This is a genomic window from Pseudomonas sp. TWRC1-2 (assembly GCF_049896685.1).
In the GTDB taxonomy this organism is placed as follows: domain Bacteria; phylum Pseudomonadota; class Gammaproteobacteria; order Pseudomonadales; family Pseudomonadaceae; genus Aquipseudomonas.
Genome location: NZ_JAFCUU010000002.1, coordinates 904,395 through 927,355 on the forward strand (window position 1 = coordinate 904,395; position 22,961 = coordinate 927,355).

Annotated in this window: 22 protein-coding genes; 12 read left to right on the top strand and 10 right to left on the bottom strand. The window is 60.5% G+C overall.

Going from position 1 to position 22,961, the window contains the following annotated elements:
• Positions 1 to 36: 36 nt before the first annotated feature.
• From ACP7B3_RS08700 to ACP7B3_RS08720, 5 genes are all read right to left on the bottom strand, one after another.
• Positions 37 to 1,323: an ABC transporter substrate-binding protein gene (locus ACP7B3_RS08700; protein WP_106578439.1), complete on the bottom strand. Its 1,287-nt coding sequence runs from the start codon at positions 1,321 to 1,323 to the stop codon at positions 37 to 39.
• Between the two features lie 104 nt (positions 1,324 to 1,427).
• Complete coding sequence (locus ACP7B3_RS08705; protein WP_426178632.1) at positions 1,428 to 2,687, bottom strand: AGE family epimerase/isomerase; 1,260 nt, start codon at positions 2,685 to 2,687, stop codon at positions 1,428 to 1,430.
• Positions 2,688 to 2,942: 255 nt separating this feature from the next.
• A complete protein-coding gene (locus tag ACP7B3_RS08710; RefSeq protein WP_124418339.1) occupies positions 2,943 to 3,770 on the bottom strand; it encodes an ATPase in 828 nt (275 codons plus the stop codon).
• Between the two features lie 127 nt (positions 3,771 to 3,897).
• Positions 3,898 to 4,896 (bottom strand): NAD-dependent epimerase/dehydratase family protein, encoded by a 999-nt coding sequence (locus ACP7B3_RS08715; RefSeq protein WP_262210408.1) that lies wholly within the window; start codon positions 4,894 to 4,896, stop codon positions 3,898 to 3,900.
• A gap of 98 nt (positions 4,897 to 4,994) precedes the next feature.
• Positions 4,995 to 5,891, bottom strand: coding sequence for a LysR family transcriptional regulator ArgP (locus tag ACP7B3_RS08720; protein ID WP_426178633.1), 897 nt, complete (start codon positions 5,889 to 5,891; stop codon positions 4,995 to 4,997).
• Positions 5,892 to 5,991: 100 nt separating this feature from the next.
• Between ACP7B3_RS08720 and ACP7B3_RS08725 the strand changes: the two genes are divergently transcribed.
• The 7 genes from ACP7B3_RS08725 (at position 5,992) to ACP7B3_RS08755 (ending at position 13,512) form a co-directional block, all read left to right on the top strand.
• Positions 5,992 to 6,393, top strand: a complete 402-nt coding sequence (locus ACP7B3_RS08725) for an ACT domain-containing protein (protein WP_145159532.1) — start codon at positions 5,992 to 5,994, stop codon at positions 6,391 to 6,393.
• Between the two features lie 5 nt (positions 6,394 to 6,398).
• Positions 6,399 to 6,998 (top strand): LysE/ArgO family amino acid transporter, encoded by a 600-nt coding sequence (locus ACP7B3_RS08730; RefSeq protein WP_145159534.1) that lies wholly within the window; start codon positions 6,399 to 6,401, stop codon positions 6,996 to 6,998.
• Positions 6,999 to 7,176: 178 nt separating this feature from the next.
• Entirely contained in the window at positions 7,177 to 7,773 is a 597-nt protein-coding gene (locus ACP7B3_RS08735; RefSeq protein ID WP_003212997.1) for a superoxide dismutase, read from the top strand.
• Positions 7,774 to 7,922: 149 nt separating this feature from the next.
• Positions 7,923 to 8,162 (top strand): hypothetical protein, encoded by a 240-nt coding sequence (locus ACP7B3_RS08740; protein ID WP_145159536.1) that lies wholly within the window; start codon positions 7,923 to 7,925, stop codon positions 8,160 to 8,162.
• Positions 8,163 to 8,362: 200 nt separating this feature from the next.
• Positions 8,363 to 10,414, top strand: a complete 2,052-nt coding sequence (locus ACP7B3_RS08745) for a putative bifunctional diguanylate cyclase/phosphodiesterase (protein ID WP_145159537.1) — start codon at positions 8,363 to 8,365, stop codon at positions 10,412 to 10,414.
• Positions 10,415 to 10,540: 126 nt separating this feature from the next.
• Positions 10,541 to 11,884: an imelysin family protein gene (locus ACP7B3_RS08750; RefSeq protein WP_145159538.1), complete on the top strand. Its 1,344-nt coding sequence runs from the start codon at positions 10,541 to 10,543 to the stop codon at positions 11,882 to 11,884.
• Positions 11,885 to 12,057: 173 nt separating this feature from the next.
• Positions 12,058 to 13,512 (top strand): TrkH family potassium uptake protein, encoded by a 1,455-nt coding sequence (locus tag ACP7B3_RS08755; protein ID WP_106578429.1) that lies wholly within the window; start codon positions 12,058 to 12,060, stop codon positions 13,510 to 13,512.
• Here the strand turns inward: ACP7B3_RS08755 and ACP7B3_RS08760 are convergent.
• Entirely contained in the window at positions 13,469 to 14,527 is a 1,059-nt protein-coding gene (locus ACP7B3_RS08760) for an AraC family transcriptional regulator (RefSeq protein WP_370003873.1), read from the bottom strand. The genes ACP7B3_RS08755 and ACP7B3_RS08760 overlap by 44 nt on opposite strands.
• 159 nt (positions 14,528 to 14,686) lie before the next feature.
• Between ACP7B3_RS08760 and ACP7B3_RS08765 the strand changes: the two genes are divergently transcribed.
• The 3 genes from ACP7B3_RS08765 to ACP7B3_RS08775 all read left to right on the top strand — a co-directional run bounded on the left by ACP7B3_RS08765 (position 14,687) and on the right by ACP7B3_RS08775 (position 16,890).
• Positions 14,687 to 14,998 (top strand): DUF962 domain-containing protein, encoded by a 312-nt coding sequence (locus ACP7B3_RS08765; protein WP_124418341.1) that lies wholly within the window; start codon positions 14,687 to 14,689, stop codon positions 14,996 to 14,998.
• A gap of 409 nt (positions 14,999 to 15,407) precedes the next feature.
• Positions 15,408 to 15,590: a hypothetical protein gene (locus ACP7B3_RS08770; RefSeq protein ID WP_242196357.1), complete on the top strand. Its 183-nt coding sequence runs from the start codon at positions 15,408 to 15,410 to the stop codon at positions 15,588 to 15,590.
• Between the two features lie 103 nt (positions 15,591 to 15,693).
• Positions 15,694 to 16,890, top strand: a complete 1,197-nt coding sequence (locus ACP7B3_RS08775) for an MFS transporter (protein ID WP_426178634.1) — start codon at positions 15,694 to 15,696, stop codon at positions 16,888 to 16,890.
• Here the strand turns inward: ACP7B3_RS08775 and arfB are convergent.
• The 3 genes from arfB to ACP7B3_RS08790 all read right to left on the bottom strand — a co-directional run bounded on the left by arfB (position 16,887) and on the right by ACP7B3_RS08790 (position 19,522).
• A complete protein-coding gene (gene arfB / locus ACP7B3_RS08780) occupies positions 16,887 to 17,300 on the bottom strand; it encodes an alternative ribosome rescue aminoacyl-tRNA hydrolase ArfB (RefSeq protein WP_034109044.1) in 414 nt (137 codons plus the stop codon). The two genes, ACP7B3_RS08775 and arfB, sit on opposite strands and share 4 nt — an antisense overlap.
• A gap of 12 nt (positions 17,301 to 17,312) precedes the next feature.
• Positions 17,313 to 17,996 (bottom strand): pentapeptide repeat-containing protein, encoded by a 684-nt coding sequence (locus ACP7B3_RS08785; RefSeq protein WP_404484571.1) that lies wholly within the window; start codon positions 17,994 to 17,996, stop codon positions 17,313 to 17,315.
• A gap of 104 nt (positions 17,997 to 18,100) precedes the next feature.
• A complete protein-coding gene (locus tag ACP7B3_RS08790) occupies positions 18,101 to 19,522 on the bottom strand; it encodes an amino acid permease (protein ID WP_370003882.1) in 1,422 nt (473 codons plus the stop codon).
• 647 nt (positions 19,523 to 20,169) lie between these two features.
• Between ACP7B3_RS08790 and ACP7B3_RS08795 the strand changes: the two genes are divergently transcribed.
• On the top strand, positions 20,170 to 20,307 hold the full coding sequence (locus tag ACP7B3_RS08795) for a hypothetical protein (protein WP_003237751.1): 138 nt from the start codon (positions 20,170 to 20,172) through the stop codon (positions 20,305 to 20,307).
• A gap of 73 nt (positions 20,308 to 20,380) precedes the next feature.
• Positions 20,381 to 21,340: a leucyl aminopeptidase gene (locus ACP7B3_RS08800; RefSeq protein WP_426178635.1), complete on the top strand. Its 960-nt coding sequence runs from the start codon at positions 20,381 to 20,383 to the stop codon at positions 21,338 to 21,340.
• A gap of 244 nt (positions 21,341 to 21,584) precedes the next feature.
• Here the strand turns inward: ACP7B3_RS08800 and rluB are convergent, their stop codons facing one another.
• Entirely contained in the window at positions 21,585 to 22,829 is a 1,245-nt protein-coding gene (gene rluB / locus ACP7B3_RS08805; protein ID WP_145159548.1) for a 23S rRNA pseudouridine(2605) synthase RluB, read from the bottom strand.
• Between the last annotated feature and the right edge of the window lie 132 nt (positions 22,830 to 22,961).

The window sequence follows — 22,961 nt, forward strand, 5'->3', positions numbered from 1 at the left end:
GGGGTTTCCCCTCACAAGGATCAGCCGTGCTAACCGTTACTTCGCAGACTTGATCGCAGCGCCGAGTTTCTTGGCGGTGTCGGCCGGGTCGGCTTTCGGGTCGTTGATGTAGTTGGTCACGACATCAAAGAACGCACCTTGCACGGCCAGGGTGGTGGCCATGTTGTGCGCCATGCTTGGCTGCAGGCCGCCCGTCTTGGCGTCAGCCAGAAAGTCTTTGGCAGCGGTCTGGGCGCAGGAGTCGAAACCGAGCTTGTCCATTTCGTTGAGCATGTCGGTGCGCACAGGGATCGAGCCCTTGTTGATGCTGAAGACTTTCTGGAAGTTTTCACCCAGCACGACTTTGGCGATGTCCTGCTGACCGGCAGCAGTGCCTTTGTCTTTCTGCTTGAACACCGCCAGGGAGTCGATGTTGTAGGTGAAGGCTTTGTCGGTGCCCGGGAAGGCTACGCACTCGTAATCCTTACCGGCGACTTTCTTGGCGGCGGTCCACTCGGACTTGGCCCAGTCACCCATGATCTGCATGCCGGCCTTGCCGTTGATGACTTTCCCTGCTTCCAGGTTCCAGTCCTGGCCTTTGCCGTCGACGTCCATGTAGGTCGCGACTTTCTTCAGCTCAGTCAGAGCCTTGACCATTTCAGGACCGGTCAGCGCCCCGTTGTCCAGGTCAACCAGGGCTTTCTTGTAGCCGTCGGCACCCATCACCGACAGTACGACCGCTTCGAACACGGTGCTGTCCTGCCAAGGCTGGCCACCGTGGGCGAGCGGAATGAAGCCCGCGGCTTTGAGCTTGTCGCCGGCTGCGTAGAATTCTTCGAGGGTGGTCGGGTTCTTGGTGATACCGGCTTTCTTGAAGACTTCCGGGTTGATCCACAGCCAGTTGACGCGGTGGATGTTGACCGGTACGGCAACGTAGTTACCTTCGTACTTCACGGTATCGGAGACTTTCTTGTCGAGCAGGGAGTCCCACTTTTCTTCTTTGGCGACGTCTTTGAGCACGTCGGTGTCGAGCAAGCCAGTGGACGCCCATTCCTGGATGTCGGGGCCTTTGATCTGGGCAACGCCGGGCGGGTTGCCAGCAACTGCGCGGCTTTTCAGCACGGTCATGGCCGTGGCACCACCGCCGCCTGCGACAGCACCGTCTTTCCAGGTGAAGCCGTCTTTCTCAACTTGGGCCTTCAGGACATCTACAGCCGCTTTTTCACCGCCCGAGGTCCACCAATGCACAACTTCAACCGTCCCTTTCGAGTCGGCGGCAAATGCACTGAGGGGAAACAACGAGGCAATGGAAATAGCTACGGCGAGGCGATTAATCGCGTTCATCTGAGTACCTTTTCTTGTTGTTATGCATGCAAGTCTAGAGCTTGCGCTGCACGGAGTTTAAACAGGGATTTTCAAGGCGCAGGTAACAAAGGGACGTACAAATGTCACCATTTGGTGACATAGCAACCCTGTGCCAAAGCGCTGGTCATGCTGGGTGACAAGGGTAGCGCAGGCAGCACCACCGCTTGCCAGGCGTGATAAAGGTCTGGCTTGCCGCCCCAGATCTTGCTGCTGGGCTGGTTGTGCGGGCTCAGCTCGTGGTGCCAGCTGCCATGGACACGGTCGATAAAGTGGTTTTCGCAAAACTCCCAAAACCGCCGATACCAGGTTTCGTAATGCAGCTCTGCGGTGCGTTTGAGCAGCGCTTGGGCAGCGGCGCTGGCTTCGGCATGGGTCCAGTGCAGGCGCTCGCGCACCACCGGGCGGTGGTTCCAATCGAGCGTGTAGACAATGCCCGGCGCACCGTCCACGGCCCAGGCGTATTCGCAGGCACTGGCGAACAAGCCCTTGGCATCGGTGACCAGCCAGTCCGGGGTCGTCAGCCCGGCTTGCAGGCGGGCCGCCTCCAGGTGCAGCAGCAGCCGCGCCCACTCAAAACCGTGCCCGGGGGTGATGCCATAAGGGCGAAAACCATCGGCGGGATTGTCTTCGTTGTAGCCCAGCAGCGGTTGCCACCGGGCGTCGAAATGCTCGATGACCATGAACTGGTTGCCGGCGGCGCAGGTGTGAATAACACGCTCGACAATACGCAGTGCGCGGTCCAGCCAGCACGTGTCTGCAGTGACATCGGCCAGCGCCAGAAACGCTTCGGTAGCGTGCATGTTGCTGTTGGCGCCGCGATAAGCCTCCACACCGGTCCAGTCCTGGGCAAAGGACTCGAGCATGGCACCCTCCTCCTCGCTCCAGAAAAACTGGTCGATGATGTGCACGGCGTCGTTCAACAGATTCTGAGCACCGGGCGCGCCCACTGCCACCGCCGAACTCGCGGCGAGGGCAACGAAAGCATGCAGGTAAGCGGCCTTGCCACGGTTGCCATCGACGGCGTGGGCCGCGGCGAACCAACCGCCGTGCTCACTATCACGCAATGGGCCACTCAGGGCCGCGACGCCGTGCGCCACCAGGTCGGCATAACCGGGCAGGCCCATGGCGTGGGCCATGGCAAAACTGTGGGTCATGCGGGCGGTGTTCATGGTTTCGGCGTGGGCGTCGGCCGGCAATTGGCCTTGATCATCGAGGTTGCCAAAACCGTCAGGCAGGCGCGAGGCCTTGGCGAATGCCAGCAGGCGCTGGCCTTCGGTGGCGAGCCAGCTGTGATGGGCAGGTGCGTTCAGCCAACTACTGGCAGGCAGTGGTTGCATGGTCATGGGTAGCCCTTATTATTTTTTATGGGATGACCGGAGTCTAAACAAGGGTGCGATGAGGGCAAGTAACGAAGGGGGCTGGAAATGTCACCAGCCAGTGACAATTCAGGCACGAGCCCTGCGCCCAACTCTGGCCCCCATCTGATTGTGGGAGCTGGCTTGCCTGCGACAGCGGTGGGTCAGTTACAAAGCATGAGCTGACAGACCGCTATCGCAGTCAAGCCAGCTCCCACAGTTAAAACCGGCTCACACCGACTATCACTGCCCTCCTAGAGGCCTGACTTTCGCCGGCTCGTTGAGCTGTTGCTGCAGGTTCTGCACCTGGCTCTGCAACGTGGTGATGTTGCGCGTGGTCTGGATGCGGAACACGTCGAACTCTTTATTGGTCGGCGCATCGCTGTTGGCGGGCTGGTTTTCCTGAGCGCTTTTGAGTACCACCAGGTCCTGCTCCAGGCGCGCAATCGCCGCGCTCGGGTTGCCCTGTTTTTTCAGGGCAGCCACGTCGGCAGACAGGTCCTTGATTTCGCCTTGCGCCGCCTTGAGCGTTGCCACCGCGTCGGTCAACGCCTGCACCTGGCCCTGTAACTTGGCATTCGCATTGGCCAGGTCGGTCGTGCTGGCGGTCATTTGCGCCAGGCGCTGGTCCAGCTCGCTCGCCTGGCCGGCGACGCCGACCTGCTGCTTGCCTTGCTCCTGCAACTGCGCTTCCAGCTGCTTGATTTGCAACTTGAGCGCTTCGCTGCCGTTGTTCACGTTGGCTTCGCTGGCGACCACCTTGCCGGATATGTCCTGCAAACGCCCCGCCGCTTCTTCGCTGATGCGCGCAAAGCTTTCTTGCGTGGCAACCAATTGCTGACCCATCAGGGAGATCTGCTGAAAGCTCCACCAGGCAAGGCCCGCAAAGGCGATCAGCAGCGCGCCCACCAGTGCCCACAACGGGCCGGTCGTGGCGCTCTTGACCTTGACCACCGGCGTATTGCGCGAGCGCACGGAGGTAGCAGGTGTCGGCTCGAAATCATCATCGTCCCCGATGTCTGCCCGCAGGCTGGGAACGTTGTCGAAATCGTCTTTAGCATCGTTACGCATGAATCAACCCTGAATCGGTGAGATGGCTACCTGAAAAGCCGAGCGACGGCAGTATAAACCGCGTTCGCGCCGCACTGATCGACCCGGAACCGCACATTCGGTTCCCGATGTATTGCCGCTTGTGAACTTACTTGAGCCCCGGATCCTGAGCTTTCCACCAACTGCAGAATTCGTCGAGGGCGGTCCACAGGCTGACCTTGGGCTCGTAGTCGAGATAATGCCTCGCGCGGCTGATGTCGAGGGTGAAATCTTTGTTCATCACCTGCATGCCCAGGCGCGACAATGCTGGCTCCGGACGCCCCGGCCACATCGCGCAGAATGCCTCGTTCAACGCCGCCACGCTGTAGGACAAGCCGTAAGACCGATAACGCGTGACCTGGGGCATGTCCATCTGGCGCATCACGTAGTTGACCACGTCCCACACCGGCACAGGCGCGCCGTTGCTGATGTTGTAAGCCTTGCCCAGCGCCGAGCCGGTCGCCAGCAAACTGCTGAGCAACGCTTCGTTGAGGTTGTGCACGCTGGTGAAATCGACCTTGTTCAGGCCATCGCCGACGATGGCCAGGCGGTTCTTGCGCTGCATTTTCAACAGGCGCGGAAAAATGCTCATGTCACCGGCGCCCGTGACAAAGCGCGGGCGCAAGGCCAGCACTTCCAGGCCGAACTCCTGGGCGCCGAACACCTTCTGTTCCGCCAGGTATTTGGTAGCGGCATACGGGTGCTTGAAGCGCTTTGGCACTTGCTCTTCGGTCAGCCCCAGGTGATCACGCCCGTCGAAGTAGATCGACGGCGACGACAGGTGCACCAGCCGGCCGACGCGCTGCTTGAGGCAGGCTTCGACGACGTTTTCAGTGACCAGCACATTGCCTTGATGGAAGTCCTGATACTTGCCCCACAGCCCGACGGCACCGGCGCAATGCACCACGGCTTCGACGTCTCGGCACAGATCGCGCACAAGGTCGGCATCATTCAAATCACCCTGGATAAACTCGGCACCGCGCCGTATCAGGTGTTCCACACCTTCGGCGCGCCGCCCGTTGACCCGCACGTCCAGGCCTTGCTCCAGAGCGAACCGCGCGAAGCGCCCGCCGATGAAGCCGCTTGCGCCGGTGACCAGAATCTTCATGTAGCCTCCTACGGATGCAGCTGCCAGCGTCAAGCTTCAAGCCACAAGTTAAAAACGATCCGCAAGCTTTTCTCTTGCAGCTTGCAGCTTGACGCTTGTTACTGCTGATAGGGCACCAACCATTGGCCACATGCCTGGGCCAAATGGTCGGTCAACAAGCCCAACAGTTGCCCGCCACTGCGCCAATGATGCCAGTACAACGGCACGTCAATGGGCTTATCTGGCAACAACTCGACCAATACGCCGGTTTGCAGTTGGTCGCGCACCTGTAATTCGGGCACCAGCCCCCAGCCCAGGCCGGCTTCGGTCAAACGGATAAAGCCTTCGGACGACGGGCATAAATGGTGTTCGAAACCGCCATCTACCCCCAGGGACGCCAGGTAACGGTGTTGCAGGAAATCATCCGGACCGAACACCAGCGCCGGTGTTCGCGCCAACTGGTCGGCGCGCACACCGTCAGGGAAATGCCGGGCAATAAACGCGGGGCTGGCCAACGCGCGATAACGCATGGCGCCGAGCAACAGGCTGCGCGCCCCAGCCACGGGGCGCTCGCTGGCGCAAATACAGGCCGCCACTTCACCGGCGCGCATGCGCTTGAGGCCAACGGTCTGGTCTTCCACCACCAGGTCCAGCAGCAAATGCTGCTCGGCGCAAAAGTCGCTGACGGCCTCAGCCCACCAGGTGGCAAGGCTGTCGGCATTCAGCGCGATGCGCAAACGCTCGGGCATGCCCTCCTCGTCCAGCACCGGCACCTGGCTTTGAAGGTCGCGCTCCAGCAAGCGCACCTGTTGCACGTGGTTGAGCAGGCGCCGGCCGATGTCGGTGGGCGTCGGCGGCGAGGCCCGCACCAACACCGGCTGACCGATGCGCGCCTCAAGCAACTTGATGCGTTGAGAGATCGCCGACTGCGAAAGCCCCAGCACCTGGGCGCCGCGTTCAAAGCCGGCCTGTTCCACCACCGCGGCCAATGCGGACAGCAATTTATAGTCGAACATCAGTTTCTCTAATGAGCGATCAGCAATATTGGTTTTTCTTATACAGCGTAGCCCGTGAGAATGACCAGCATTGCTTCTCTCTCTATCAAGGAATTCTCACATGGCCGGTGAAACCGCCCTGGCAACCCTGCTGCGCAGCATGAGCCCGCACCTCAATGACGGCGATTATGTGTTCTGCACCCTGCCCGATCAGCGCGTGCCGCAGGGGTGCGACGTGATCGGCAGCTTTCGCGAACAGGAAGGGCTGACGCTGATTCTAGAGCGCCAACAGGCAGAGCACGCAGGGCTGGCGTTTGACTATGTCGCTGCGTGGATCACCTTGAACGTGCACTCCGCCCTGGAAGCCGTGGGTTTAACCGCGGCCTTTGCCAGCGCGCTGGGCCAAGCCGGCATCAGCTGCAACGTGATCGCCGGTTACTACCACGACCACCTGTTTGTCGGCCGCAGCGATGCTGAGCGGGCCATGGATGTATTGCGCCAATTGGCAGCAAACGCGGAGTAACCCTTATGTGGCAAAGCTATGTGAACGGGCTGCTGGTGGCCCTCGGCCTGATCATGGCGATCGGCACCCAGAATGCGTTTGTGCTGGCGCAAAGCCTGCGCCGTGAACACCACCTGCCGGTGGCCGCGCTGTGCATCGTGTGCGATGCAATACTTGTAGCTGCCGGGGTATTCGGCCTGGCTACGGTGCTGGCGCAGAACCCGCTGCTGCTGGCAATCGCCCGCTGGGGTGGCGCGGCATTCCTGCTGTGGTACGGCACCCTGGCGCTGCGCCGAGCGTGTTCCAGGCAAAGTCTGGAACAGGGCGAAAACCTCAAGGTGCGTTCGCTGCGCGCGGTGTTGCTCAGCGCCCTGGCGGTGACCCTGCTCAACCCGCACGTGTATCTGGACACCGTACTGTTGATTGGCTCATTGGGCGCTCAACAAACTGAACCCGGCGCCTATGTAGCCGGTGCCGCCAGCGCGTCATTCCTGTGGTTTGCCACACTGGCATTGGGCGCTGCGTGGCTGGCACCCTGGCTCGCGCGCCCCGCTACGTGGCGGCTGTTGGACTTTCTGGTGGCGGCGATGATGTTCAGCGTGGCGTATCAATTGATCAGTGCTTGATGAATATTCCAAAACGCTCTGGAACCTCTATCCCACACAGTTGTTGCGTGGTTTTGCCGCACCCCCGGTGCTATGATCCGGACCCTGCGCCGCAAAGAGTACAAACTCCCCGGCGCTTGTTTGGCCGCCCGTGATCGGCCTTGCGCTCACCGCAACTGACCTGATTAGGAGAATCATCATGGCTTTCGAATTGCCGCCGCTGCCCTACGCACACGATGCCCTGCAGCCGCACATTTCCAAGGAAACCTTGGAATACCACCACGACAAGCACCACAACACCTATGTCGTGAACCTGAACAACCTGGTGCCAGGCACCGAGTTCGAAGGCAAGACCCTGGAAGAAATCGTCAAGTCTTCTTCAGGCGGCATCTTCAACAACGCCGCTCAGGTCTGGAACCACACTTTCTACTGGAACTGCCTGGCGCCAAACGCCGGCGGCCAACCTACCGGCGCACTGGCTGAGGCTATCAACGCCGCTTTCGGTTCGTTCGACAAGTTCAAAGAAGAGTTCACCAAGACGTCCGTCGGCACCTTCGGTTCCGGTTGGGGCTGGCTGGTGAAAAAGGCTGACGGTTCCCTGGCCCTGGCCAGCACCATCGGCGCCGGCAACCCGCTGACCAGCGGCGACACCCCGCTGCTGACCTGCGACGTCTGGGAACACGCTTACTACATCGACTACCGCAACGTGCGTCCAAAGTATGTGGAAGCGTTCTGGAACCTGGTCAACTGGAAGTTCGTGGCTGAGCAGTTCGAAGGCAAGACCTTCACTGCCTAAGCAACGCTTGCGGTAAAGAGAGCCCGGCCATCGTGCCGGGCTTTTTTATGGGCAGTGAATTGTGCTCTGGTGGCTGGAACTCGGTGCGCGGATCTTGCCACGTAGACAGTGTGAGGAATTCGCCTCTCGTACCTGTCGGAGAAATTACTATGACCATCGGCGCAATAACATCCATGCTCCCTATGGTTGCCGGTTTGGCCCAAGAGGGCCTCAAAGCTGTGACCGAGCTCGCCAAAGCGGCCGGTCAAATGGCTCAGTCGCAATCTGGCAACAAGCAAGGTGAAGGTGATCAAAACAAGATTGCGCATGAAGACATGCACAACAAGGAACGTGTGAATTTTTCGAACAACGAATCCACCAACAGCACCGTCAACATCAACGTCGCGTAAAAAAGCGTCAGTTCCCAGCGCATCCGCTGCGCCCACGGGAATTGCTCAAGGCAGGCGGATCCATGTCCGCCTCGCCCCGGCGCCCCTCTCAAGTTCCTTGTCAAACCTGCCGATGCCCTAATGTTCCTTTGACTGCCATCACGAGATTGCCAATACTCATGGCATATTGAGGCCACCCGCATGGAACAAGGAATGCCCCTTTGAAGCTGGAACTCAAAAACAGCTTGTCGGTGAAGTTGCTACGGGTGGTGCTGCTGTCGGCATTGATCGTGGGCGTGGCGCTGAGCGTGGCGCAGATCGTTTTCGATGCCTACAAGACGCGCCAGGCCGTAGCCGGCGATGCCCAGCGCATCCTCGACATGTTTCGCGACCCCTCGACACAGGCCGTCTACAGCCTGGACCGCGAGATGGGCATGCAGGTAATCGAAGGCCTGTTTCAGGACGATGCCGTGCGCATGGCCTCCATCGGCCATCCCAACGAAACCATGCTCGCGGAGAAAAGCCGCGCATTACAGCAATCGCCCACCCGCTGGCTGACCGACCTGATTCTTGGCCAGGAGCGCACCTTCACCACCTCATTGGTCGGCAAAGGCCCCTACAGCGAGTATTACGGTGACCTGAGCATCACCCTGGACACGGCCACCTATGGCAAAGGTTTTCTGGTCAGCTCGGTGATCATCTTTATTTCCGGCGTACTGCGCGCGCTGGCTATGGGGCTGGTGTTGTACCTGGTTTATCACTGGCTGCTGACCAAGCCGTTGTCACGGATTATCGAGCACCTGACGTCGATCAACCCAGACCGGCCCAGCGAACACAAGATCCCCCAAATCAAGGGCCACGAACGCAACGAGCTGGGGCTGTGGATCAACACCGCCAACGAGTTGCTCGAATCCATCGAACGCAATACTCACCTGCGGCACGAGGCAGAATCGAGCCTGCTGCGCATGGCCCAGTACGACTTCCTCACCGGCCTGCCCAATCGCCAGAAACTGCAGGAGCAACTGGACAAGATCCTGATCGACGCCGGCCGCCGACAGCGCCGCGTTGCGGTGTTGTGCGTAGGCCTGGATGACTTCAAAAGCGTCAACGAACAGTTCACTTATCAGGCCGGCGACAAACTGCTGCTGGCCCTGGCCGATCGCTTGCGCGCCCACAGTGGCCGCCTCGGCGCCCTGGCCCGGCTGGGCGGCGATCAGTTCGCGCTGGTCCAGGCGGATATCGACCAGCCTTACGAAGCCGCCGAACTGGCGCAAAGCATCCTGGATGACCTGGAAGCCGAATTTGCCCTCGAGCATGAGCAGATTCGCCTGCGCGCGACCATCGGCATCACGTTGTTCCCGGAAGACGGCGACAGCACCGAGAAGCTGCTGCAAAAAGCGGAACAGACCATGACCCTGGCCAAGAGCCGCTCGCGCAACCGCTATCAGTTCTATATCGCCAGCGTCGACAGTGAAATGCGCCGGCGCCGCGAGCTGGAAAAAGACCTGCGCGACGCCCTCAGCCGCGACCAGTTTCACCTGGTCTACCAACCGCAGATCAGCTACCGCGACCACCGCGTGGTGGGCGTGGAAGCCTTGATCCGCTGGCAGCATCCGGAACACGGCCTGGTGCCGCCCGATTTGTTCATCCCGTTGGCCGAACAGAACGGCACCATTATTCCAATTGGCGAATGGGTACTCGACCAGGCCTGCCGGCAATTGCGCGAATGGCATGACCTGGGCTTCACCACCCTGCGCATGGCGGTCAACCTGTCCACCGTGCAGTTGCACCACACCGAGCTGCCGCGGGTGGTCAACAACCTCATGCAGATTTACCGCCTGCCGCCGCGCAGCCTTGAACTGGAAGTGACCGAGACCGGCCTGATGGAAGACATCAGCACCGCCGCCCAGCACTTGCTGAGCCTGCGCCGTTCCGGGGCGCTGATCGCGATTGATGACTTCGGCACCGGCTATTCGTCCCTCAGCTACCTCAAAAGCCTGCCGCTGGACAAGATCAAGATCGACAAGAGCTTCGTCCAGGACCTGCTCGATGACGACGACGACGCAACCATCGTGCGCGCCATTATCCAACTGGGCAAAAGCCTGGGCATGCAGGTGATCGCCGAAGGCGTGGAAACCGCCGAGCAGGAGGCCTACATCATTTCCGAGGGCTGCCACGAGGGCCAGGGCTACCACTACAGCAAACCGCTGCCGGCCCGGGAGTTGGCGGCGTATCTGAAACAGTCCGAGCGCGACAACGCGGCGATTCTCTGAACGCTGAAAACAATACTAAATATTTCCCTCGTATAAACCTTTACACAAAATGCAAATCTTTCGCATTATGTCGCAGTTTTTGCGCTCCCCGCGCGCCCCATCAACAACCGAAGCAGGATGTTCGCCATGATTCGTATGCCCCTGGCCACCGCCAGTCTGCTGGCCATTGCCATTTCTCTCGCCGGTTGCGGCGAAGGTAAAGACAAGGCCGCCGCGCCCCAAGCGCCGACCCCGGCTGCCAGCACCACCGCTCCAGCGGCTGCCACCCCGGCAGGCCAGGTCGACGAAGCGGCCGCCAAGGCCGTGGTCGCGCACTACGCTGACATGGTGTTCGCGGTGTACAGCGATGCCGAATCCACCGCAAAAACCCTGCAAACCGCAATCGACACCTTCCTCGCCAACCCGAACGACGACACCCTCAAAGCGGCCCGTACCGCCTGGATCGCCGCGCGCGTACCGTACCTGCAGAGTGAAGTGTTCCGCTTCGGCAACACCATCATCGACGACTGGGAAGGCCAAGTTAACGCCTGGCCGCTGGACGAAGGCCTGATCGACTACGTCGACAAATCCTACGAGCACGCCCTGGGTAACCCAGGCGCCAACGCCAACATCATCGCCAACACCGAGATCCAGGTGGGCGAAGACAAGGTCGACGTGAAAGAAATCACCCCGGAAAAACTCGCCAGCCTCAATGAGCTGGGCGGTTCCGAGGCCAACGTCGCCACCGGCTACCACGCCATCGAATTCCTGCTGTGGGGCCAGGACCTCAACGGCACCGGCCCAGGCGCGGGCAACCGCCCTGCGTCGGACTACATGACCGGTGACGGTGCCACCGGCGGCAACAACGAGCGTCGTCGCACCTACCTGCGCGCGGTGACTCAGCTGCTGGTCAGCGACCTGGAAGAAATGGTCGGCAACTGGAAACCCAACGTCGAAGACAACTACCGCGCCACCCTGGAGGCCGAACCGGCCACCGACGGCCTGCGCAAAATGTTGTTCGGCATGGGCAGCCTGTCCCTCGGCGAGCTGGCCGGTGAGCGCATGAAGGTGTCCCTGGAAGCCAACTCGCCGGAAGACGAGCAAGACTGCTTCAGCGACAACACCCACAACTCGCATTTCTACGACGCCAAGGGTATTCGTAACGTTTACCTGGGCGAGTACACCCGCACTGACGGCACCAAGATGACGGGGCCGAGCTTGTCGTCCCTGGTGGCCAAAGCTGATCCGGCCGCCGACACCGCGCTCAAGGCTGACCTGGCGTCGACCGAAGCGAAGATCCAGGTCATGGTTGACCACGCCAACAAGGGCGAGCACTACGACCAACTGATCGCGGCAGGTAACGACGCGGGCAACCAGATCGTGCGTGACGCCATCGCCGCGCTGGTCAAGCAGACCGGTTCGATAGAGGCCGCGGCGGGCAAGCTGGGTATCAGCGACTTGAACCCGGATAACGCTGATCACGAGTTCTGATCCGCGCCGCGTTGAATGAGGCGACCTTCGGGTCGCCTTTTTTATGTCCGCCTAGTGGAGCCCGATGACCACCACAAACCCCACATTTGATCGACGTCGCTCCCAAGCCCCGGTTTACAAGCCCTGCACCGCGGGTAGAATGGCGCCACTCTCCCAACACCCGAGCTTTCTTCATGGCGTTGCCGACCTTACGCATCATCGGTTTCATCATCGGCATCTTCCTGATCACCCTCGCGATCGCCATGGTCATCCCGATGGCCACCCTGGTGATTTTCGAACGCACCAGCGACCTGCCCTCGTTCCTGTGGGCCAGCCTGATCACCTTTCTCGCTGGCCTGGCGCTGGTCATTCCTGGCCGCCCCGAACACGTGCACCTGCGCCCCCGAGACATGTACCTGCTGACCGTCAGCAGTTGGCTGGTGGTCTGCGTGTTCGCCGCGCTGCCGTTTTTACTGACCCAGCACATCAGCTACACCGACTCCTTCTTCGAAAGCATGTCGGGCATTACCGCCACCGGCTCCACCGTCTTGAGCGGGCTGGACAGCATGTCACCGGGCATCCTGATGTGGCGCTCGCTGCTGCACTGGCTCGGCGGCATCGGCTTTATCGGCATGGCGGTGGCGATCCTGCCACTGCTGCGCATTGGTGGCATGCGCCTGTTCCAGACCGAGTCCTCGGATCGCTCGGAAAAAGTCATGCCGCGCTCGCACATGGTGGCGCGCCTGATTGTGGCCGCGTATGTGGGCATCACCATCCTCGGCAGCCTGGCGTTCTGGTGGGCCGGGATGGGGCTGTTTGATGCGATCAACCACGCGATGTCGGCCATTTCCACCGGCGGGTTTTCCACCTCTGATGAATCCCTGGCGCACTGGAAACAACCGGCGGTGCACTGGGTCGCCGTGGTGGTGATGATCCTCGGCAGCTTGCCGTTCACCCTGTATGTCGCCACCTTGCGCGGCAACCGTCGGGCGCTGATCAAGGATCAACAGGTGCAAGGCTTGCTCGGGTTGCTGCTGGTGACCTGGCTGGTACTGGGCACCTGGTACTGGTGGACCACCGACCTGCCGTGGTTCGATGCGCTGCGCCATGTGGCGGTGAACGTCACGTCAGTGGTGACGACGACCGGTTTTGCACTCGGGGACTACAGCATCTGGGGCAACTTCTCACTGATGCTGTTCTTCTACCTGGGCTTTGTTGGCGGCTGCTCGGGCTCCACGGCGGGCGGGATCAAGATCTTCCGCTTCCAGGTTGCCTATATCCTGCTCAAGGCCAACCTGAACCAGCTGATTCACCCGCGCGCGGTGATCAAGCAGAAGTACAACGGCCACCGCCTCGACGAAGAGATCGTGCGTTCGATTCTGACCTTTTCGTTCTTCTTCGCCATCACCATCTGCGCCATTGCCCTGGCATTGTCGCTGCTGGGGCTGGACTGGATGACCGCATTGACTGGCGCGGCCAGCACCGTTTCCGGCGTGGGCCCGGGCCTGGGCGAAACCATCGGCCCGGCCGGTAACTTCGCCAGCCTGCCGGATGCGGCCAAGTGGATCTTGTCGTTCGGCATGCTGCTGGGCCGACTGGAGATCATTACAGTCTTTGTTCTGTGCATTCCGGCGTTTTGGCGGCACTGACCGCCGACGCTTCGAGCAACCGCGCCCGGTACTCGCCGGGCGTGGCATCGAACCAACGGCGGAACGCGCGGAAAAAATTGCTCGGGTCGGCAAACCCCAACAGGTAGGCAATCTCCAGCAGGGTCATGCTGGGCTGCGCCAGGTACTGCTCGGCGAGTTCGCGGCGGGTGTCGTCGAGCAATGTCTGGAAACTGGTGCCCTCCTCCTGCAAGCGCCGTTGCAAGGTGCGCTGGGACAGGTGCAAGGTCTGGGCGACCACTTCGCGTTTGGGTTCGCCCTGGGGCAGCAGACGGCACAGCACTTGCCGCGCCTTGTGGGTCACGCGGCTCTCGGAAAAACGCGCGAGGTATTCACCGGCAAACCGATCATGCAGTAACGCCATGGCTTCGTTCGCCGTGGGCAACGGCGCGTCCATGTCGGCTTGCTCAAAAATCAGCGCGTCATAAGGTGCATTGAATTCCAGGGGCGCATGGAAGGCTTGTTTGTAAGGCGTCAGGTCCGCCGGTTGATCGCCTTGCAGCACCACTTTGCGCGGTTGCAAAGTGCGGCCGGTCAGCCAGCCGCACAATGCCAACGCACTGGCCAGCGAGGCTTCGGCGCTCTGGCGGGTCGGTGGCAAGTGGTCGCCGTGCACTGTCAGAATCAGCGCGTAGCCTTCAGGTAAGAGTCGGAAGCTCAAGTCGGCGCTTTCGGCGATGATGCGCTGATAACGCACCAGGCGCATAAAGCCCTCGGCCAACGTGTTGCTGGACATCAGCGCATAACCGGCCACATGAAACGACGCCGGGCGAACAACCTTGCCCATGTTCAGGCCGATCGCCGGGTTGCCCGACAGCTCAACCGCCCGTTGCCAAAGCCGCGTCATCGAGTCCTGAGGAAAACGCGCGTCAGGGTCACTGAGGGCGGCGTAGTCCAGGCCCAATTGCTTGAACAGCACACGGCAGTCCAGGCCGTCCATTTCCAACGCCTTGACTATCCCCATCGCCCAGCTTGCAGAAGTTGTTCGTTCGCTCATGGCGTCTTCTTAAAAAAGCAGGCTTAACGGCAGCCAGGAAGCCAAGGATACTAAAGTGGCATCTATTGTCACTGGCTGTTACCACTGATCACTCTAGACTCAAATAAGCTCCCCGCCGAACATCTGTTAGGCGGTACAACCACCCAAGGGCCGGCCAACGTGGAAAACGTCAAACAATTCAATAGCTTCGCCGAGTTCTATCCTTACTACCTGAGTGAACACGGCAACAGCACATGCCGGCGTTTGCACTTCATCGGCACCACGTTGGTGATTGGCATCCTGGCGTACGCCATCGGCAAAGGTTCGGTGGGGCTGCTGCTGGCTTTGCCCATCGCCGGTTACAGCTTCGCCTGGATCGGCCACTTCTTCTTCGAAAAGAACCGCCCGGCGACGTTTCAACACCCGCTCTACAGCCTCTTGGGCGACTTTGTGATGTACCGCGACATGATCTTGGGCAAGGTCCCTTTTTAAACAGGACGCTTTTTTGAACAGGGCGCCCTTTAAGGGGGCGTCCTTGAAGGTGTGACCTCTTGTCACTTGCTTAAACAATGAAAATTCGTACATAGGTCGACATAAAATTCTTTTTGTCATTTTCAGTGCTGTATCCTGCCAAGGCTTTTTGAGAGCGCGCAATCACACTGCGATTGATAAACAGACCTTGCGAGGAGCGACGACGATGCACGAGATACCTAATCTCCCCTTCCCAAGCCTGCACCCAACAGAGCAGCCAACACCGCAGCAGGCCAGCGACAACCGGCCTGAGACCAAAGAAGCACAACCAGTCGACAGCAAAAGCCAGGACTGACGCCGTACCAGACCGTGTGGAAAGCGCACCTTTGAGCGCTTTCCACACTGCCTGAATCACCCCGAGATGCCCGCCATGACTGATACCCTCCCCGACACCCCCGACGCCGCTGTACTCGACGCAGCCCTGCAAATGATCGACGTGTGGAACCGCCTCAGCCCTGAAAAACAGGCGCTCCTGCTCAAGCGCTTCGGCACCCAGGAAAACGCCCTGGCCGCCCTAGTGACCACGCAAATGCTGGCGCCGGCCAAACCCTGATCTGTCGGTAATCTGAAGTTTTTACGTTTTGCCGCCCCGCGAGGCGTAAGCGCCGGTATCATTAGCAGCCTATCTTTACCTGCTGCGACAGTGGACCTCTCCCATGCCAGATACCCAGCGCCCCATGGCGGTCACGCTGCAAGTCGTTTCCATCGTGCTGTTCACCTTTATCGGTTACCTCAATATCGGCATTCCCCTGGCCGTGTTGCCGAGCTATGTCCACAGTGAACTGGGCTACGGCGCGGTGATTGCCGGCCTGGTGATCAGCGTGCAGTACCTGGCCACGCTGCTGAGCCGCCCGTATGCCGGCAAAATCATCGACAACCTGGGCAGCAAGCGCGCGGTGTTGATCGGCCTGGCGGGCTGCGGCCTGAGTGGCGTGTTCATGTTGCTGGCCGCGTGGTTTTCCAGCCTGCCGGCCGTCAGCCTGATCAGCCTGCTCATCGGCCGACTGGTGCTCGGCAGCGCCGAAAGCCTGGTGGGTTCAGGCGCCATCGGCTGGGGCATTGGCCGGGTCGGCGCGGCCAACACCGCCAAAGTCATTTCATGGAACGGCATCGCCAGTTACGGCGCACTGGCCATCGGCGCACCACTTGGGGTGGTGCTGGTCAGCCATTTCGGATTGTGGAGCATGGGCGTCAGCATCATTCTGCTGGCGGTGCTCGGCGTGTTTCTGGCCTGGAACAAAGTCGCGGCGCCGATTGTGGCCGGGGTGCGCCTGCCGTTCATGAATGTGCTGGGCCGCGTGCTGCCCCACGGCTGCGCGTTGGCCCTGGGCTCGATCGGCTTTGGCACCATCGCCACCTTTATTACCCTGTATTACACCACCCAGCACTGGGACAACGCCGTGTGGGCATTGAGCCTGTTCGGCGCCAGCTTCATCGGCGCGCGCCTGCTGTTCGGCAATTTGATCAACCGCATCGGCGGCTTTCGCGTGGCGATTGCCTGCCTGTCCGTGGAAATCCTCGGGTTGCTGTTGCTGTGGCTGGCGCCCGACGCCCACCTCGCCCTGGCCGGTGCGGCGTTGAGCGGGTTCGGCTTTTCCCTGGTGTTTCCGGCGCTGGGGGTGGAGGCGGTCAACCTGGTGCCGGCCTCCAGCCGGGGCTCGGCGGTGGGGGCTTATTCGCTGTTTATCGACTTGTCGTTGGGCATCACCGGCCCGCTGGCAGGTGCGGTGGCGGCGGGGTTCGGCTTTGCCTCAATCTTCCTGTTCGCTGCGCTCGCCGCCGCCGGTGGCTTGCTGCTGAGCCTGTACCTGTACCGGCAAGCGCCCAAGGCCCGTGAGGCGCGCGACGCTTAAAAGTCGACCTTACCGCGCCCGGCCTTGATGCTGCCGCGCTTGGTCTTGGATTCCAGGCGGCGCTTTTTCGAGCCCAGGGTGGGCTTGGTCGGGCGGCGCTTCTTCTCGACCTTGGTGGCGCTGAGGATCAACTCCACCAGGCGTTCCAGCGCATCCGCGCGATTCTGTTCCTGGGTCCGGTATTGCTGGGCCTTGAGCACCAGCACGCCTTCACTGGTGATACGGCTGTCGCGCAGCGCCAGCAGCCGTTCCTTGTAAAAGTCCGGCAACGACGATGCCGGAATATCAAACCGCAGGTGCACCGCACTCGATACCTTGTTGACGTTCTGCCCACCGGCGCCCTGGGCGCGAATGGCGGTCAGCTCGATCTCGGCATCGGGCAGGTGCACGTTGTTGGAAATTACCAGCATCACTCAAAAACCTTAGGCAACGGACAAGCCCAACTCGGATAACAACATCGACGCCTGGGCTTTGGAAATCACGGCGCCTTTGAACAGTTTGGCATCATTGAGGCGAAAGCCGCTCAAATCCGCGCCCCGCAAGTCAGCGCCGGCAAAATTGGCACCGTTGATGCGGGCGTGAGCGAGGCTGCAGTCGACAAGTTCGGCCTTGCGAAAGTCTGCATCCGACAAGTCGCTGTCGGAAAAATCCAGATTATTGAGCACGGTTCGGGCAAACGACAGGCCGGACAAGAACGCACTGTTGAGCAAGGTCTCGCTGAAGCCCAACCCCAGGGACGCGCAATGGGTGAAGTTGGCGCCGGTCAGTTTGCACTGCGTGAAATGGGCTTGGGACAACTTGCTGCGCTGCCAACGGGTGTTGTTCAGGTCGCAGCTGATGAATTGTGCCTCGAGCAGGTTGGCCGCCTCGAATACGGCGTGCCCGGCCCGGCAACTTTTCCATTGCGTGCCTTCCAGGCGCGCACCGAGAAAGGACGTTTGCGCCAGTGTGCAGCGCTCGAACACCCAATGCTCCAGCACCCTCCGCGACAGGTCTGCCCCGCTCAAATCGACGCCCATCAAGCGCAACGGCCCGCGGTGTTGGTCGATCAGGTCTTGCACCTCATCGCGCTGCAAGCTGCCGCCGTCGATATCGATGTGCTGCATGAAGCCTCCGGGCAGGGCCGATGAAAAAGAAGGCGCGAGTCTACCCTGTCGGCACCGACAAAAAACCCGGCAAGGCGCCGGGTTTTCTGTTGAGGCAAGACGGCTTACTTCAACGCCGCACTCGCCGTGGTCAACGCCGCTTCAGCGCTACGCTTGTTCTTGATCCAGTAGCACAGCCCCATGAACGCCACCCATACCGGAATCGCATACACCGAGACCTGAATGCCCGGAATCATCAGCATGATCACCAGGATAAACGCCACGAACGCCAGGCAAATGTAGTTGCCGTACGGGTACCACAGCGCTTTGAACAGCGGCACCTGGCCGGTGCGGTCCATGTGCTGGCGGAATTTCACGTGCGAGAAGCTGATCATCGCCCAGTTGATCACCAGCGTGGCCACGACCAGCGACATCAACAGCTCGAGCGCGTGTTGCGGGATCAGGTAGTTCATCAGCACCGCCACCAGGGTGACCGCCGCCGACGCGAGGATCGAACGCACCGGTACGCCACGCTTGTCGATCTTCGCCAAGGCTTTGGGCGCATCGCCCTGCTCAGCCATGCCCAGCAGCATGCGGCTGTTGCAGTAGGTGCCGCTGTTGTACACCGACAGCGCCGCGGTCAGCACCACGAAGTTGAGGATGTGCGCGGCAGTGTTGCTGCCCAGCATCGAAAACACCTGCACGAACGGGCTGCCGCTGTAGGCATCGCCGGACGCGTTGAGGGTTGCCAGCAGGCTGTCCCACGGCGTCAGCGACAACAGCACGACGAGTGCGCCGATGTAGAAAATCAGGATGCGGTAGATCACCTGATTGATCGCTTTGGGGATCACGGTGCGCGGCTGGTCGGCTTCGGCCGCGGTAAAACCGAGCATTTCCAGGCCGCCGAACGAGAACATGATGATCGCCATGGCCATCACCAAACCGCTGACGCCATGCGGAAAGAAACCGCCGTGGTCCCACAGGTTGCTCACCGAGGCTTGCGGCCCGCCACTGCCGCTGACCAGCAGGTAGCTGCCCAGGGCGATCATGCCGACGATGGCCACCACCTTGATGATGGCAAACCAGAACTCGGCCTCACCAAAGACTTTGACGTTGGCCAGGTTGATCATATTGATCAGCACGAAGAACGCTGCCGCCGAGACCCAGGTCGGGATCTCCGGCCACCAGTAGTGCACGTATTTGCCAACCGCCGTCAGCTCCGACATGCCCACCAGAATGTACAGAATCCAGCAGTTCCAGCCCGACAGGAAGCCGGCAAAACCGCCCCAGTACTTATGGGCAAAGTGGCTGAAGGAACCGGCGACCGGCTCTTCGACGATCATTTCGCCGAGCTGGCGCATGATCATGAAGGCGATGAAGCCGCAGATGGCATAGCCCAGGATCATCGACGGCCCGGCTGATTTAAGCACCCCGGCCGAGCCCAGGAACAGGCCGGTGCCGATGGCGCCACCGAGGGCGATCAACTGGATATGCCGATTTTTCAGGCCGCGTTTCAGCTCGCCTGAAGAGGAATGGGGTCCACTCATGAAAAGGGTCTCACGCAAGGTTTGATGATGTTGAATGCACGTTGCTGCCTTGAATCTCGACTCAAGCAGCGCCGCTCAAACCCCAGCGCAGGCACCAGGAGTACAGCGTCTTTCTAACGGTCATGCGTCACCTGTTTGTTTTTATCTGTGACGAAATCGAACCCGTCCGGCTCGTGGCCAGGCGGAGTGATCAGGGTGGATAAACCCTGAGGTCTTGGCCTTTTGCGTAGGTACGCAAGGGAGTCACAGTAAAACGCGGCGCATTGTACACCGCTCGACAGCTTCGGGCCGCCACTGGGGAGCGCCTGTGACAATCTGTCAGGCATTCCTTACAGCGCCGGGTCGCTCAATGACGGCGCGCCTTTAGCGTAAATTAATCGTTACAGCCCGGAAAATAAGCGTTACAGGCGCGCTTGATCCGTCAGAAAACGGAAAAATGTCAGTATGAAAAATCCTACAAATTAGCTTCGCCAGTCCGTTGTTTTTTCTAAATAAAAAACCACCGCGAAAAAACAGAAGAAAAAATCCAAATGAGACCGTGTCAATAAATATTTTGCATTCTGAAACACACTCTCCTAGGTTCTTTCACTTGCCAGCGAAGCCCGTTGGCAAGCCGTTCTCAAACAACGTCCTCTAGGAGATACACCATGCAAGCACTGGAAAAAGACCTGGAAACCGAACTGCAACTCGACGATTGGTTTGAAGCGCCGACCCATGAGGCCGCCGTTGAAATGATGCAAGCTGATGCCGTTGTGCCTTTTGGCACCGCGATGTGGCCTTTCTAACACCCGGCAGGCAACCGGCAGGTGTTGTGCACGGCACCTGCCCCCTTACCCCAGGCACAGAAGGACATACGTCATGGACAAGGCCCGCGCCGTCGAACATTTTCTCTACTACCTTGCGCATCACCCGGCCCTCAACGGCCTGAGCCGCCCAACCGTGCTGCTGGGCCACACCGAGCGCTATGACCCCATTGCCCAGGCGATCACCCACGGCAGCGCCGCCCGCTTCAATTTCCAGTTGCAGCGCCTGGACCTGGCCGCCAGCGACACACTGGCCCAGGCCATCGAAACCTCTGACCTGTATCTGTTTCTCTACGATTCCTCGACCCTGCCCAACCCACGCGCCGAAGGCCCGGACTTTATCCGCGCCCTGCAGGGGGTGATGGCCGAGCACTGGAAGAAATCCCTGCTGTTCAAGGATTACGGCGACTATTTCTACGACACCTTCAGCGTCGAGCCGCAACGCATCGCCGACCTCAATGCCACGCTGATCCGGCGCATGTCCCAGGCCAACGTGCTGAGCTTTACCGACAAACACGGCTCGCGCCTGGAAGCGCCGATGAGCAGCATCAAGAAGTGGACCAATATCAATGGCGTCGGCAACCATGACCTGGCGCCGGGCGAGATCGCCACGCACAGCGAAGCCATCAACGGCCAGGTGCGGTTTGTCGGCACCTTCCTCAGCACCATCCCGTTTGCGCGCAAATACGGCGTACTGCAATCACCGCTGGAGCTGTGGATCGAGAACTCGACGATTTGCAGCGTTGCCAGTGATGTGCCGGGCCTGGCGGACGATTTCAACAAGTACTTGAATGCCAACCCGTCCAACCGTCGCGTGGAAGAGCTGGGGATTGGCACCAATGAAGGGGTCAAGGATTTGTATGCGCGCAATGCCGGGTTCGAGGAGCGCCATTGCGGCTTGCACCTGGGCTTGGGCGGCGGGCAGAAAGGCAGCCATCACCTGGATTTGATCTTTGCCAGCGGCGTGTTGGCGCTGGATGACAAGCCGGTGTTTGATGGAAGGTTTGCGTTCTGAGCACACGGCCTCCGTGTAGCAGCCGGCTTGCTGGCGATGCCGCCGGTTAGCCATGCGCCAGCTTTAGGGCGCTGAAGACCAATGTGGGAGCTGGCTTGCCTGCGATAGCATCACTGCGGTCTGTCAGAAATACCGAGGTGCCTGCATCGCAGGCAAGCCAGCTCCCACATTGGATTGGGTGATCAAATTGAGAGCAAAAAAAACGCCAACCCGAGGGTTGGCGTTTTTTTGTGCAGCCCTTACATCACTGCGGCTTCTTGCGACCAAAACCAGGACGCTGGCCGGAACCGGCCGGGGCGCCACGGCGCTTGCCCGACGGCTCGTCCGCGACCAGTTTCGGTCCAGGACGCTTGTTCGCTGCCGGCTTGGCTGGACGCTTGGTGCTGGCGCTGTCGGCTGGGCGGTCGGATGCCGGAGCACCACGGCCTTCACCACGGTTGCCGCGGCCGCCGCTTGGTGCTTCGCCGCCACGCGCAGGACGCGGGGTGCGAGGGGCACGCTCGCCTTCCTGGCGGGACGGAGCGGTTGGGCGACGCTCGCCTTCGATGTGCGGCTCACGCGAGATGCGACCGCCGGTGGCCGGTGCATTCAGCGCCGGGCGCAGGGTGCGGGCAACACGTTCGGTACGGGCCACAGGACGCGACGATTTACGCTGCATACGCTCAAGCTTGTCTTTGCTCTTGGCGTTCATCTGCGGCATGGCAACCGGCGTCAGGCCGACCTCAGCACTGAGGATATCGACTTCGTACTGGCTCATTTCGCGCCAGCGGCCCATCGGCAGGTCGGAGTTCAAGAACACCGGGCCGAAACGCACGCGTTTCAGGCGGCTGACCACCAGGCCCTGGGATTCCCACAGGCGACGCACTTCACGGTTACGGCCTTCCATCACCACGCAGTGGTACCAATGGTTGAAACCTTCGCCACCTGGCGCCTGCTTGATGTCGGTGAACTTGGCCGGGCCGTCCTCAAGGACGACGCCGGCTTTCAAGCGTTCGATCATCTCGTCATCGACTTCACCGCGTACACGCACGGCGTATTCACGGTCCATTTCGTAGGACGGGTGCATCAGGCGGTTGGCCAGCTCGCCGTCGGTGGTGAACATCAGCAAACCGGTGGTGTTGATGTCCAGACGGCCGATGTTGATCCAGCGGCCTTCTTTAGGCTTGGGCATCTTGTCGAACACGGTCGGACGGCCTTCCGGGTCGTCACGGGTGCAGATCTCGCCGTCGGGCTTGTTGTACATGATGACGCGGCGCACCGATTCGGCGGCCTCTTCACGCTTGATGACCTTGCCATCAATGGTGATTGCATCGTGCAGGTCGACGCGCTGGCCAAGGGTGGCTTCAACGCCGTTGACCTTGATGCGCTTCTGGGTGATCCAGGCTTCGACGTCGCGGCGCGAGCCTACGCCGATACGCGCCAGCACCTTTTGCAGTTTTTCGCCTGCTGGGCCGATTTCCTGGCTGTCGTTCTGGTCTTGGTCGTTCATCTTAAGCACCTCCCGGTGGGTCGATTCAGGCGTGGCCTGAAGAGTGTTGAAAGCGGGGCTTTGGGCGAATACGTCGCCAAAGGGTCGCGAATCATACGCGCATGGCGCGCATTGCGCATCACAGACTAGTCG